Annotated in this window: 12 protein-coding genes; 6 read left to right on the top strand and 6 right to left on the bottom strand. The window is 60.3% G+C overall.

Features of this window, described 5'->3' with window-relative positions; all coding sequences use genetic code 11:
- Positions 1-4 precede the first annotated feature (4 nt).
- Positions 5-964: a UDP-glucuronic acid decarboxylase family protein gene (locus tag ATE67_RS15675; protein WP_082660423.1), complete on the bottom strand. Its 960-nt coding sequence runs from the start codon at positions 962-964 to the stop codon at positions 5-7.
- A gap of 141 nt (positions 965-1105) precedes the next feature.
- Between ATE67_RS15675 and ATE67_RS21110 the strand changes: the two genes are divergently transcribed.
- Entirely contained in the window at positions 1106-2275 is a 1170-nt protein-coding gene (locus ATE67_RS21110) for a glycosyltransferase family 2 protein (protein ID WP_082660422.1), read from the top strand.
- Here ATE67_RS21110 and ATE67_RS21105 read toward each other — a convergent pair.
- Both ATE67_RS21105 and ATE67_RS15665 read right to left on the bottom strand, forming a co-directional pair.
- Entirely contained in the window at positions 2226-3017 is a 792-nt protein-coding gene (locus ATE67_RS21105) for a WecB/TagA/CpsF family glycosyltransferase (RefSeq protein WP_082660421.1), read from the bottom strand. The genes ATE67_RS21110 and ATE67_RS21105 overlap by 50 nt on opposite strands.
- A complete protein-coding gene (locus ATE67_RS15665; protein ID WP_058817610.1) occupies positions 3014-4618 on the bottom strand; it encodes a tetratricopeptide repeat protein in 1605 nt (534 codons plus the stop codon). The genes ATE67_RS21105 and ATE67_RS15665 overlap by 4 nt, the downstream gene beginning before the upstream one ends.
- A gap of 28 nt (positions 4619-4646) precedes the next feature.
- On the opposite strand from ATE67_RS15665, the gene ATE67_RS15660 reads away from it, so the two are divergent.
- The 5 genes from ATE67_RS15660 to ATE67_RS15640 are packed head-to-tail and all read left to right on the top strand — an operon-like array spanning position 4647 to position 9954.
- The gene (locus tag ATE67_RS15660) at positions 4647-5357 is read left to right on the top strand and encodes a polysaccharide biosynthesis/export family protein (protein WP_231728192.1); all 711 of its coding nucleotides are present in this window, start codon (positions 4647-4649) and stop codon (positions 5355-5357) included.
- Between the two features lie 19 nt (positions 5358-5376).
- A complete protein-coding gene (locus ATE67_RS15655) occupies positions 5377-6588 on the top strand; it encodes a hypothetical protein (RefSeq protein WP_058817608.1) in 1212 nt (403 codons plus the stop codon).
- Positions 6588-8024, top strand: coding sequence for a GumC family protein (locus tag ATE67_RS15650; protein WP_082660420.1), 1437 nt, complete (start codon positions 6588-6590; stop codon positions 8022-8024). Before ATE67_RS15655 ends, ATE67_RS15650 begins: the two co-directional genes overlap by 1 nt.
- A 23-nt stretch (positions 8025-8047) precedes the next feature.
- Positions 8048-8860: a CpsD/CapB family tyrosine-protein kinase gene (locus ATE67_RS15645; RefSeq protein ID WP_058817606.1), complete on the top strand. Its 813-nt coding sequence runs from the start codon at positions 8048-8050 to the stop codon at positions 8858-8860.
- A 59-nt stretch (positions 8861-8919) separates the two neighbouring features.
- Positions 8920-9954, top strand: coding sequence for a glycosyltransferase family 2 protein (locus ATE67_RS15640; protein ID WP_058817605.1), 1035 nt, complete (start codon positions 8920-8922; stop codon positions 9952-9954).
- 13 nt (positions 9955-9967) lie between these two features.
- Here the strand turns inward: ATE67_RS15640 and ATE67_RS15635 are convergent, their stop codons facing one another.
- The 3 genes from ATE67_RS15635 to ATE67_RS15625 form a co-directional block, all read right to left on the bottom strand.
- Positions 9968-11146, bottom strand: coding sequence for a glycosyltransferase (locus ATE67_RS15635; protein ID WP_058817604.1), 1179 nt, complete (start codon positions 11144-11146; stop codon positions 9968-9970).
- A 95-nt stretch (positions 11147-11241) separates the two neighbouring features.
- Entirely contained in the window at positions 11242-12621 is a 1380-nt protein-coding gene (locus tag ATE67_RS15630; protein WP_058817603.1) for an oligosaccharide flippase family protein, read from the bottom strand.
- A 90-nt stretch (positions 12622-12711) separates the two neighbouring features.
- The coding region (locus tag ATE67_RS15625) for an exopolysaccharide biosynthesis polyprenyl glycosylphosphotransferase (RefSeq protein ID WP_231728191.1) at positions 12712-13764 on the bottom strand (1053 nt) is incomplete at its 5' end.

Genomic DNA, 13764 nt, shown 5'->3' with positions numbered 1-13764 from the left:
TGAGTTATGGGTTCCCTAGTGATCGGAAGTAAGCAATGGTTTTACCAAGCCCTTCGCGCAGCGCGATGCCAGGTTCCCAATCAAGCTCTTTCCGCGCGAGCGCGATGTCGGGTTTCCGCTGAGTCGGATCGTCGGAGGGAAGCGGCAGCTGGATGAGCTTCGAACGAGCTCCGGTAAGCTCGATCACCAGTTCCGCGAGTTCGCGAATTGTGAACTCGACAGGATTGCCGAGATTGACCGGACCCGTAAATCCGTCACGCGAGTCCATAAGTCGGAGCAGCGCTTCGACCAGATCGTCGACATAACAGAAGCTGCGCGTCTGTGAGCCGTCGCCATAGATCGTGATATCCTCGCCGCGCAGGGCTTGCATGACGAAATTCGATACCACGCGGCCATCGGCAGGATGCATTCGCGGCCCGTAGGTGTTGAAGATACGGGCGACCTTGATGTCGATGCCGTGCTGACGATTGTAATCGAAAAACAACGTCTCCGCGCAGCGTTTGCCCTCGTCATAGCAGCTGCGAAGCCCGATTGGATTGACATTACCCCAATATGCCTCGGTTTGAGGGTGCTGCGTCGGATCGCCATAGACCTCGCTGGTCGAGGCCTGCAGGATCGGCGCTTTAATCCGCTTCGCGAGACCAAGCATGTTGATGGAGCCGATTACCGAGACCTTAGTCGTCTGAACCGGGTCGTGCTGATAATGGATCGGCGAGGCGGGGCAGGCGAGATTGAAGATCGCGTCGACCTCGACAAACAGCGGGTGACAAATGTCGTGACGAAGGAACTCGAAGCGCGGATGTCCTAGCAGATGCGCGATATTGGCTTTTGCGCCGGTGAACAGATTGTCCACGCAAAGTACTTCGTCGCCTTGCTCGATCAGGCGATCTATGAGGTGCGAGCCTACGAAGCCTGCGCCGCCCGTCACGAGTACTCTGCGAGCCATAGAATATTCGCGCGGCATTGAAATCATTCCCCTATTGACGCGCTCTCTCTAAACAGGCGCCAGGAAATTGCATAGGCCCGAGTGGTGAGGGTCGCACTTTGAGACAAAAGGATGCGCAAAGCTTGCCGTGCGGCGCGTATAAGCTACACGCGGGGCAGCATGCTGGAACTCCTTGCCTGGCTAATCGCGGCTCCATTCGCTTTCGCGCTGTCCTACCTGGCGCTCGAACTGGCCGCGGGTCTTGCGCCCCTCCGATTTTCGCCGGGCGAAGGGCCTGCTGCGGCTTTTGCCATCGTCATTCCCGCACATAATGAAGCGGCGGGCATTGCGGCCACCGTGGCATCTCTACGCGCCACGTCCCCTGCCGCGCGCATATTGGTCGTTGCCGACAATTGCAGCGATGACACGGCAGCCCTTGCGCGTGCGGCGGGTGCTGAAGTTGTGGAGCGTCACGATTGCGAACGTCGCGGCAAAGGCTTCGCACTCGCTTTTGGGCGCGACCATCTTTCGCTCGCTCCGCCCGAGGCTGTTCTCGTCCTCGACGCCGATTGTCGGATCACCGCCGAGGGCGCGGGACGTCTGACGGCGCGGGCCGTCGTTTCGGGCGCGCCGGTTCAGGCCGCGAATCTTCTCGTTGCTCCAGCCAACTCCTCACCACTGGTGGGACTCTCGAACTTTGCGATGCTCATCAAAAATCTGGTGCGGGCGCGGGGCCTGATGAGGATCGGGGGAGGGGCCCTGCTCTTCGGGACGGGCATGGCGTTTCCGTGGATCCTCTTCAGGCGCATCCCGCTCGCGACGTCCAATATGGTAGAAGATCTCGATCTGGGCTTGGAACTTGCACGCGACGGGATCAAGGTGATCCTTGACGATGCGGTGCTGGTGACAAGCCCTGCCGCCGGGCTCAATGCCGGCCGGGGACAACGTAGCCGGTGGGAACACGGGTTTCTCGAGACGGCATCCCGTCAAGCAGGGCCGTTGCTGGCGACCGCGATCAGACGTAGGTCGCGGCATTTGGCGGCGCTTGGCGCCCACCTCTTAATTCCCCCTCTCGCTCTTCTGATTGGCTTGGTCGTTCCGGCGATCGCAGCGGTCGGGCTACTTATATTGCCGACGGGAAGCTATTCGCCCCTGATCGTCCTACTGGCTCCGCTTACGCTCGTGATGCTCTTGCTTTTCGTGGCGTGGGGGCGGGAGGCGCGTGAAATGTTAACGTTGGCCGACCTCATTCGCGCACCACTCTATATTGTCTGGAAGATACCGATTTATCTCGCCTTTTTCAGGCGTCGTCAGACGGAATGGAACCGAACCGAGCGCGATCCGAACTAAGTTTTTTCCAACGGCGCCATATGCCGAATATCCGCGGCCCTTCGACAAGATATCGGCGCCCCAGACGCCGCGGTTCTGAGACGAGCCGGAACAACCACTCCAGCCCTGCACGCTGCAACCACCGCGGTGCACGCTGTTTCGCCCCGGTCAGAAATTCGAGGGACGCCCCGATACACAGTCCGACGCCGCCGGCCCGGCCACCTGCCCCTATCTCGGCGCAGACAATTTCGCTCTGAGGGGCGCCGATCGCGAAGAATACGACGTTGGCGCGCGACGCTTCCACGAAAGCGGCGATTTGTTCGCGCGCCATCTTATCGGTGCGGACGCCCATGGGCGGTACGTGGAAGTGCCAATGGAAGCGGGGGTAGCGCGCCTCGAGTTCCCCGTGCAACTCGATGTCGCCGCCAATCACCGCAACGTCGCAATCCGGAAGATGCTCGGCGAGCAGGGCGCGCGTCAGATCGCTTCCTGGCACAGCGGGAAGATCGATCCCTGACCATGAGGCGAGACGCGAGAGAATGCGGCTGTCGCATATGCACAGCGCCGCTGCCTCATAGGCTTTGTTGAGAGCGGGGTCGCCGATACGCTGGAGCCGGACGATATGATCGACATTCGGCGTGACAACGAACGAGAAGGTCGGCGCCTGCGCAAGCTTGATGATCGACCGTAGAACCTCTGCCGATTCCCACGGGTCAAATTGAAGTCCGAGGAAATCGGTTCTTTCGCCGGCTGTCGGGGTCATCGGGTGACTATACGTCCGAAGAGGCCGTTAGGCGGCGGCTGACCGGGAAGCAGGTCAATTCCATAACTTCTCGCCGCGTCGGCAAGTCCGCGCTGCGCATCGGACGCGCAATTCGACCCGGTGCGCGCGCAGACGCCGGCGTAAATCCTCCATCCGCTCATGAGCGCAGGCGCATCATGGGTTAAGCGCCGAGCGACTGCCACGGCCTCCCGCTTCCGGCCATTGGCTTCGAGCCAAGCGACCGCTGCGCCCGCAATCCTGGAATTCTGGGGGTTGGCGTCTATACCCTGGCGCCACATGCGTTCGGCATTCTCCAAATCGCCCCGCCTCGTATAGCTCGTCGCGGCAAGCTGCCAGGCCCAGGTCTCCGTCGGGCACTGGCTAGCGGCTTCCTGCGCCGACCGCAAAGCACCTTGAAGGTTATTCGCATTCAGCCGCACCTCGGCCCTGACGGTCAGAGCCAGGCAGTGGCTCTTGTCTTCCTCCAGCACCGTGTTGGCGAGCGCCAGCGCCTTGTCCCATCTTTTTTGCTTCAGCGCCAAGCCGGCGTCGAGGGCAACCCGGTCGGCGCCCGTCACGGTCGACATGGCTGTTTGAGCCTGCGCGAGAAATCCCCTCTCAAGATAGTAGGACGCCAGCGCCCGGCGCGCCGTCGTCGATCCCTGCGCCGCGATTTTCCCAAGATCCGCTTGTGACGGACCCTGCGGGCTATACTCCTGCCACAGGTCGAGGATGATCGGAACTTGGCTTCTTGAAAATTTCGGATCAGACAGGAGCGCCGCTGTGATCGCAAGGCCTTCGGCGGCCCGTCCATCCTTGAAGGCAAAATTTGCCTCGTCGATGCGAACCGCGTCATTGTTTGGCGCCAAGCTGCGCAGCTTGGCGAATTCGGCGCGCATCCCATCGGCATCGTTGAGGGCCCGATACAGTTCCAGCCGCGTCATGGCGACGCCGACGGTCGCCGGCCGCACCGACGTGAATTTATCCAGGACCTCAAGCGCGATCCGAGACTGCCCTTTTCTGAAAATGGCGCGAGACTTCAGAATTGCACCGCCTTCGTTGGACGGGTCGAGGGACAGGATCTTGTCTGCATATCCGTTCGCCTCATCAAATCGGCTGCGGACGATCGAATGAAGCCCGCGCGTCAGCAGCGCGCTGGTGTCGTCCGGGGCGAGCGACAGGATTGTTTCCGTCGCATCGAGGGACTCTCGTAGATGGCCCGTCTGCAGCCCCAATTGGGACACCGCCTGCAGTGCTTCCATGTTACTGCGATCGAGCGCCAAAGCGTTGCTGTAGGCGTCATAGGCTTGTGGCACGGCGTCTACCGCAAACTCGATCCGCGCACTCAGAATATGATATTGAGGCTCATCATCCTGCTCGGCGATCGCCTCTTTGATGGCCATTCTCGCTTCGGCGAACCGGCGTTGTTCGAACAGGCTCTGCGCGCGAGTAGCATCCGCCGCCGCCGCCGCTTCGGACCGCGAACAGCCTGCCAACAGGGGCGGCGCCAAAAGCGCGGCCGCGAAGGCAAACCTAACCGCCGACAAGGCAGCGCGGGCCCGAATTTCATGTTTTAGGTTAACAATGTAGCCAAAGACCATGGCGCGTCTTATAATGTTGCATGATCTTATGTCGACCGCTCACTCCGAGCGCTGCAGGGTGGCTATCCGAATGATGAGATTACTGATTACGGTCGGATTGGCCATGACGCTTGCTGCGCCGAGCCTAGCCTCTGCTCAAACCGCGGCCGCTGACGAGCGTTCGGCCGACGCCGCAGAAGCGCCCGTCCCGGCTCCGCCGCTCGTCGCTCCGCCGCCGAGCACCGTTCGCGCCACCGCCTATCGCATCAACGCTGGCGACGAACTGGAAATCTATGTTTGGGGCGAGGAACGCCTGCAGCGGAAGGTAAAAGTCCTTCCCGATGGCACGATTGCTTTTCCGCTCGTCGGAAAGATCGTTGCCCAAGGCTATATGCCGAGCGAGGTCGAGACGCTGATCACGCTCGGTTTGCGCGACCAATATCGGGGGCAGGTGCCGCAAGTCACCGTCTCGGTCGTCCAACCGGCGGGACTTCAGTTTTCGGTTATGGGGCGCGTAAAGTCGCCGGGGACCTTCACGCCCGGTCGTTACATCAACGTGCTCGAGGCGCTGAGCATGGCGGGCGGCCCCAGCGAGTTTGCAAATCTTGACAATGTGGTGATCATTCGCAAGGCGGGTGACGAATTGAGAACGGTGCGCGTGCGCCTTGCTCCGCTGTTCAAAATGGGCGCAGACGCGAACGACATCGCGCGTGCCAATATTCTTCGGATCGAAACAGGTGATACTGTGATCGTTCCTTGAGGCGGTGGGGGAATTTTTCATGAGGAAGTTCGCATCCTCGACGCTCTTGCTGGCTGCTTCCGGCTTTCCAGCGGCGGCCTTTGCACAGGCGCCGCAAGTCACGGTTGATGTCTCCGTCGGAGGCTCGGTTTCCACCAACCCGTTCCTTTATGTCGACAAGGAAACGGCGGGTGCCGCAAATCTCAACGTTCGGCCACTCATCCTGTGGCAGGATGAGGTGGGCCAGACCGCGATCGATGGCGAAATCCGCGTCGCGCAATATACAAACCGCTATGGCAACGATCTTTCGGGGCGGATCGGCGTCTCCAGCAATCGCCAACTCGACGAGAAAACGACCCTCAGCCTTTCGTCCTCGTTTCAGTCGCTGCGATCGGCCCTCCAGGACAATTTCTTTCTGCCCTCTGAGAATCCGCTGACCCCGCCGGATGATCCGATCCCCGTAATCCCTCCGGTCGACACGACGATCGCCGGCATTCGGAGCCGCACCCAATCGGCGAGCGGTTCGGTCGATGTCTCGCACGCGATCGATGAGGTCAGTTCGGTCAACGCCGGCGCTTCGATCACAGGGTCGTTTTTCGACAACGGCGTCGGATTTGATTACCGCAATCTTTCAGCGCAGGTCGGATACGAGCGCAAACTGAACGAGCGTATGTCGCTGACCGCCGCCGTTCAGGCCGGCACGGTAAATTATCTTGGCCGGAATACAGGGGACAGCAGGATCATCAGTCCCCAACTAGGTTTGCGGCAGCAACTCACCTCGCGGCTGACGTTCGTTGCCAGCGCAGGTATTTCTTACGTCATAACCGACATTGGAACAGCGTCTGACGCCAAGCGGACGTCGTTTTCGGGAAGTGTCGGACTTTGCAATCGTGGGCCGGGCCAGAATCTGTGCATCAGCGCAAGCAGAAGCTCCCAGCCGACGGCGCTTGGCGGCGTTTCCTCGGTTACCGCAGTGGCAGCCAACTATGATCTGGTTCTCACCGAGAAGGATCGGATATCCTTTGCCGGTCGGTACGGTAAGACGAACCAGGGCACCAATGTCGTTCTGCCTTTGCAAACTGTGATCAGCGAGGTCGTGGGCGTGAGCGCAACTTACAGCCGCAAGTTGAATGACCGGATGACCTTCACTGTGTCGCCCAGCTACACCAGAATCTTTGGCGATACGCAGCGTTCGAGATCCAACGCTTCGATCATGGCTGGCGTAACGGTTCGCTTCGGAAAGCTCGGCTGATGGATCCGATGGACGTGCTTGAAGAAGGAACGGGCGGCGGGAACTTTCTCGGTCAGCTTCCTTCGATTTTGTGGCAACGCAAATGGTGGATCATCGTCCCGACGGTCGTCGGCGCGATTGCTGCGCTGGCGGCGGCGCTGCTTATTCCCCCGAGCTACCGCTCGAATGCCATCATGCTCGTGGAATCGCCTCAGCTTCCCGAGGATGTCATCGGCATCGACACTCGCAACGACGTGATCGATCGCCGCATCGCCGCGATTCAGCAGCAGGTGACCGCCCGGCCCGACCTCATCGAACTGATCGAGCGCCACGGACTCTATACCAGCGAGCGCAAACGCAAGCCGCTGTCCGAGATTGTCGAGAAAATGCGCAAATCGATCAGTCTCGCGCCGACTGAAGTGGTCGCCCAGACAAACCGCCCCGACCAGCGGACGATCGCATTCGAACTCGCGTTTGAATATTCCCAGCCGGCGCAAACTCAGGCAGTCGCCCAAGACCTTATGGACCGTATCCTGCAGCTCGACGCCCGCGGGAATGCGGAGCAGGCGACGAATACCGTCCAGTTCCTCAGCGATCAGGCCACTGGCCTTGAGCAGCAAATTGGAACACTGCAGGATCAGATCGCGGCCGTGACGTCGCAGAATGGCGGCGTGCTGACCAGCGGCGGAATGATGATCAGCGGCGGCGCCGGCGGTTATGACGTGCAGATCGCAGCACTGCAGCGCGACAATCAGTCCCTGATCCTTCAGCGCAACAACGCCCAGACCAGCGACACGCGCGATCCGATCGTTGTCGGCGCGGAACAGAGGTTGGCGTCGGCGCGAGCAGTCTATGCGGAAACGCATCCTGATGTGATCATCGCCAAGCAGGCCTTGGCGGAGGCCAAACGCCTTGCAAAGGACAACACGCAAAAGCTGCCTCTGGAATCGATCGACGAGCAGATCGCCTTCAACAATTCGCAGATCGCGAGCCTCCGCGCCGCGAAGGCGCAGGAAAACGCTCAGGTCAGCTCGCGCCTTGCGGCTCAGGCACGCGCGCCGCTGGTGCAGCAGCAGTTGGGTGAACTGCAGCAGCGTCTTTCCGCGCTCAACACCCAGTATGAGCAGGTCCAAAAGCAGCTGATGGCGGCGCGCTCGGGCGTAAGGGCTGAAGATGAGCAACTGGCCGAGCGTCTCTCGGTCGTCGAGCCGCCTGTGATCCCCGACAAGCCGAGCTGGCCCAATCGTTTGCTGCTTGCGGCGATCGGCCTCGGCGGAGGCTTAGGCTTGGGTTTCCTGCTTGCGTTCGCGGTTGAACTTCTCCTGCGTCCAATTCGGGATCCGGCGGCACTGAAATCAATCCTCGGCGCCTCGCCACTAGGCATCATCCCGGTGATCGAACTCACTCGCGTCCCCATTCGCGGTTGGCGGAGATTCGTCCCGCTCCGACGATCCTGACGTCCGATTTCTAAGGTACGATAATGGCCGACGCCGACCCGACCACTCTGAATAGCCGCGACACACTGCGTTTGGCAGACTTGCCTGTCTTTACGCCAGAGAAGTCGAGAATCAGCTCGCACAAGCTCGTCGGCTTCGACAGCCGCGATATTCGCGCACGCCCCTTCAATTTGCTGCGCACCAGCTTGGCAAAGAAGACGAAGGAAAAGGGGTTTCGCCTCGTTGGAACCACATCGGCGACGCCAGCCGCCGGGAAGTCTTATCTTTCGCTGAATCTTGCCAGCTCGCTCGCCCGCGTGACCGAACAACCGGTCTTTCTCGTCGACCTCGATATACGGCGCGCCTCGCTTGCTGAGGAAATTGGTTTGGTAACCGAGCAGGGGATCGAGAGCTTTCTCGAGGGCGAGGTCGTGGACTTGACGCAGGTCGGCGTCAGGATCGAGGGCACCCAGCTCGGATTGTTCCCCGCCGTCCGGCGCAAGCGCAACACCGCGGAACTGCTTGCTGGCGAGCGATTTGCAGAAATGATCGAGATATTTCGAAACAGGTGCGAAGCGGCAATTATCCTGTTCGATCTTCCTCCCGCCTTTGCTAACGACGACGCCATGATAAGCCTTGAGCATCTCGATGGGTATCTGCTCGTCGTCGATAGCGGCCGGACCACGCGCAAGCACGTGCAGGATGTTCTCGCTATGCTTCATCCGACACCCTGTATCGGTTCGGTCCTCAATCGCTACGAGGGGGGCTTTGCCGATAGCTACGGCTATGGTTACGGCACCGGCCATTATGGGAAATATTATGAGGCAACGGACGATGCGGCCGACGGCACGGATTAGCGTCACACTGCGGCTCAAATGTCGGCGGCCCACTGCCGCCATTTCATAAGGCTAAGGCGTTGTCGTCCGGAAATCCCCGCATCGCGATCTGCGTAATCGCACGGAACGAAGGGGACACGATCGGCCTTCTGCTTCATCAGCTTGCCGTGCAGACGCTGCTTTCGCGCGGTCATACAGGCGATTTGCTGATCGTGAGCAACGGCTCGAACGACGGTACCGCAGCCATCGCCGAAAGCGCCGCAGCGAAAGCTTTCGAGAATTCAGCCGTTCGGTGGACGATTCACGATACGCCAGAGGGCGGAAAAGCGCGGTCGTGGAACCTCGCGGTTCATGAGCTTCTCGATCCCGCGTGCGATATCGTGATCTTTCTCGACGCCGACATCCAGTTCCGCCACGAGAACGTCCTCAGCGAGCTTGCAGCGCGGCTCCTTGGCGACAGCCAACTGATCGCAGTGTCAGGTTTTCCCGTAAAGGATATCGCCAAGAAAGCGCGGAAGACCGCCATAGACTGGTTTTCCTTGAAAGTTTCCAGTCAGACACCCGCACCTCATGCAATCAACGGATCCCTCTATGCCGCACGAATGCGGGAGTTGCGGAAAATATGGCTGCCCGTGCCGACGCCGGGAGAGGACGGGGTGCTGTCGGCGATGATCCACACAAATGGTTTCACGGAGCCGGCGCGGCTGGAAAGAATAGCGCGCATGCCGGAGCCCACCCATTATTTCGAGGCGCACAGCGTCGCCGGTTTCTTCCGGCACGAGCGCCGGATGACCCTTGGCACCACCATAAACGGATGGATCTTCGAGCATCTCTGGGCGGGGAAACACGAGCGCCACGTCGGCGCGTATATTCAGCAGCTCAACTTAGATGATCCCGAATGGATTGACCGGCTCGTCGCGGCAAACGTCCGCGGCAAGGCGTGGGCCTTGCCCTCGCGAATGCTGACCTGGCGACTGCACAATCTCCGGGGTGTGGGGGTGGGCAGGGCCCTTGCCCGCGCGCCCTTCTCGATCGGCGCAACCTTGCTCAACATCTGGCCCAGCGTCGAGGCGAACCGGCTTTTGAAAAAAAGAGGCGCCGCCAGATACTGGTAGCCACGCGGATCTATCAGGACGCCGCCTCGAACAGGCGCGCCATGCGAGCAGCTGAAACGTCACTCCGAAAGTCTGCTTTCACCCGGTCTCGCCCTGCCTCGCCCATTTGGTGCCAAGAAGCGCGGGCGTCGAGGGCATCGCCAATCCGGTGATCGAGCTGCTGCCAATCTGACGGCGGGAACAGCCAACCGGTCTGCCCATCTTCGACAAGTTCGGGGATGCCGGCAACGCAACTCGCGATTACAGGCCGACCGAGCGCCAGCGCTTCAATCAGGACGACCGGCAATCCCTCCATCAGGCTGGGCAGGATCAGGATGTCCGCATTGGAGATTTCGGCGAGGGTCGCGTCTTCGGGAAGGGGGCCAGTAAATTGGATACGGTCCATCAAGTTCAGCGCAGCTGCCGCGGCGCGAATGGACCGCGACGAAGGTCCTCCACCAACGATGGTCAGCGAGAAATCCTGCCCTTGATCCCGGAGACGCGCCAATGCGGTCAGAAGGCCGTGATAGCCCTTTTCCGGCGAAAGGCGGCCTACGCTGATGAATTTCACCGGGTCGTCGGTTCGCGCTGGCGCCATCTTGTTCCCAGGCAGAATCGAAAGATCGATGCCGCAGCGAACGATGTGCATTTTGCCCCACTGGTCGGCGTCGACGAGACGCATCGCCTGCGCCCGCATGAAATAGGACGCACAGGCGACAAAAGCTGCGCGTTCGATCTTCTCACCCAGAAGCGGGCCCGCCGGATAATCTGTCTCGGAAATGCCATGGAGCGTAACGCTCCACGGTATGCCGGCCAGACCCGCGGCGAGCATGCCCACGGTTGCGCCGCTGTTCGCGAAATGATTGTGAAGGTGGCGGACCCCTTGCCGGTGCAGAAGGCGCGCCAAAAGAACAGCCTCCAGAAAATGAAACTGGGACCAGATCAAAGGTCGGATCCCGCTTACCCGATGCCTAAGCGACAGCCGCCAGCATGAGAGCAACTTTAACGGTTGCCGGAACAGCGCCGACAAAAGCGCCGCCAGATAGTGATGAGCCGGGCGGCCCAGAATATTCTGAGCGCCGTCCATCTGTGAGCCCGGTTGAATGCTGAAGGGCAGGACATCGATACCTAGCGCTCGTAGCGCCGAGACCTCGCGTCGAACGAAGGTGTGCGATGCGGCGTGATAATCGCTGACGAGGTAGGCAATGCTCATGTCCGGATTGTCATACTCGGTGTGCCCCGCTCGGCGTCGCCCGATCGCGGCCTGCCCTTGGCATCGCACGGGGCGCCAACCGCTTGCGTCGTTCTTCAACCATTCACTTGGATCCCTTCGCGAGCCCAGTCGCTGATGCTGCCCGTCAGCCCAACCGCGTAAGCCGCCTCCCGGAATAGCAGGATCAGCAAGAAGAACGACACGGTTAGCATAAGGTCCTGCCGAATGAAGCTAAGGCCAGCTCCTCTTTTGCGCCAAGTCACCACGATGTACCGCGCTGCTTCTGCAACGACAAATGCTCCCATGGCCGCATTCAGGCCGTAGCGGGGAAGAAGGATAGGCAGCCCTGCGAGGATGATGAAAAACTTCACGCAGTTTCCGAACGCGACACCCGATGGCTTCCCGAGCCCCATCATCATTGCGTCAGCCATGGATGCAAGGATGGCGAACCAGGTCCCGACAAGCAGGACAGTCAGAAAGAAGCCGGCGTCATGATAGCGCGCATCGTAAACGAGGTAGATGAACTGATCCGCGAGCGCGACCGCCAGAGCAAGGCCAGTCGCTACCAAGCCCAGCAAAGCAAGACGCATCGGATTGATGGTCGATTGCAATTCCTGGCCGCGCAGGCCGGTCGCGGAAATCTTTGGGAAGATCAGGAAGTTTCCCATCCGCTGGAACAACTCGGTAAACGCGTCGGCGAATGTTCGCGCGATGCCGTATACGCCAAGCAGTGCAAGGGGGATAAGGTCCGCGAGATACAATCGGTCGAAATACATGGCGAGAAAGTACACGAGGGATGAGAGGAACACCCACTTGCCGAAGTGGACAATCGATCGAACCGCCTCCTTTTCCCACCGCAAGTGATGCATGCGCCAGTCGATGAGGAAGAAGCTTGCGACCATCGGGACGAACGCGCCGATCAGAAGCGCTAGGATGAGTGCCCAAATCGAAGGCATCAAAAATGCGAGAAGCAGCTGTACACCGCTTCCGAAGATTGCGGTTGCAAGATCGAAGAGCGCGAGTTTGCGTATTTCAAGCCGTTTTTGAAGCAGGAACCGCGCCGGTGAAGTGAGGCCGGATAGGAAGAAGATGGGCGCGGCGGCCGGAATGAGCACGAGGAGTTCGGGCTCGCCATAGGCATGGGCAATCGGAATGGTCAGCGCCAGTGCAAGCAGCGACAGGAGCGCTCCACGCACAATCTGGACGGTCCAGGCGGTGTTGAAGAAGGCTGGGTCGTTGCCGCGCGGGTTGTTGACGATACTTTGCCCGACGCCGACATCGGTAAGCAGCTCACCTCCGGTTCGGAGAGTGTTGATCAACAGCATGGTGCCCAAAAGCGCCGGGGCAAGGAGCCACGCCAGAACGACGTTTGAAGCAAGTCGAATGATCTGCTGGGCCACATATGTTGCGGTGATCCACCCGACCGCATTGAAATGTCCGAACCAGGCGCTCGGCATGGATAAGCCGCGGCGCATCAGCACGCGGCCAGGAATGCTGACGGACTAATGCGCCACCGCAAGTTCGATTGAAACATATCTGACGAGGTCGCCCTGGATGGTTCGCGCTCAGTAGGCATTCTTGTGAATGACCACCCGCACCGTCTTCAACAGGATCATGATATCGCTCAACAGCGACCAGTTCGACAGATACTCAAGATCGCAACGGACGCGCAAATCCAAATCTTCGACCCGTTCGGTCGCCCCCCGATAGCCGCGGATCTGCGCAAGCCCAGTAATTCCGGGCTTCAAGGCATGCCGAAGCCAATATTGCCTCGAAGCATGCCAGAACAGCTCGTCGCCGGCGGTGGATCCAAGCGCGTGGGGCCGCGGCCCAACCATGCTCATCTCGCCGCGAAGGACGTTGAAAAGCTGAGGAAGCTCGTCGAGGCTGGTCCGCCGTATGAAGCGGCCGACACCCGTGACCCGGGCGTCATCGCGGCCCGCGGATTGTGTGCCTTCGGCATCGCCACTCTCTTGGCGCATAGAACGAAACTTGAAGATCTTGAACTGCCGGTTGCCCTGTCCCACGCGCCATTGGCGAAAAAATACAGGACCCGGCGACTCGAGCTTTATGGCTGCGGCCACAAGAAGAAGCACCGGTGATAGCAGGATGATGCCGGCGCTCGCGGTCAAAAGATCGAGGAGGCGCTTCTGAAGCCGGTTGATCAGATCGAGGGGGCCGCGCGACAGCACGATTGTGTCCCGCTGATCATACCGCCCGAGCGCCACGGCTCCGTGCAGCAGGTCGCGGTCGAGCAATATCTCACCGCCGACATCATGGCCCCGCAAGAAGACAGACCATGAGGAGCGATGCTCGAAGCGTGACGCAATGACGACGCGGTCAAAGGGCGCGATCAGCCGGGACAAAGCATCAATCAGGTCGGGCCGGTCGAGGTCGGGCCAAAGTCCAAGGGCTTCGACATCGACGACGACCGCCGGGCCCTCGGGTTCCGCCTCAAGGCCGTCGAGGAGAAGCACCGTTGCGACAACGGAGTCCCCCAGCATCGCCTTGACGAGGAGTGTCAAACGGCGTTCAAAAGGGACCCCCGATCGGCGTCGAAGAGGGACCCCCTTTTCGGATAATATGATGCTGGTTTGTTGAAGATGGCCTTGCGCTGC

It is taken from the genome of Sphingopyxis sp. H050, assembly GCF_001468265.1.
Classification (GTDB): domain Bacteria; phylum Pseudomonadota; class Alphaproteobacteria; order Sphingomonadales; family Sphingomonadaceae; genus Sphingopyxis.
This window is presented reverse-complemented; position numbering and strand designations above follow the sequence as displayed.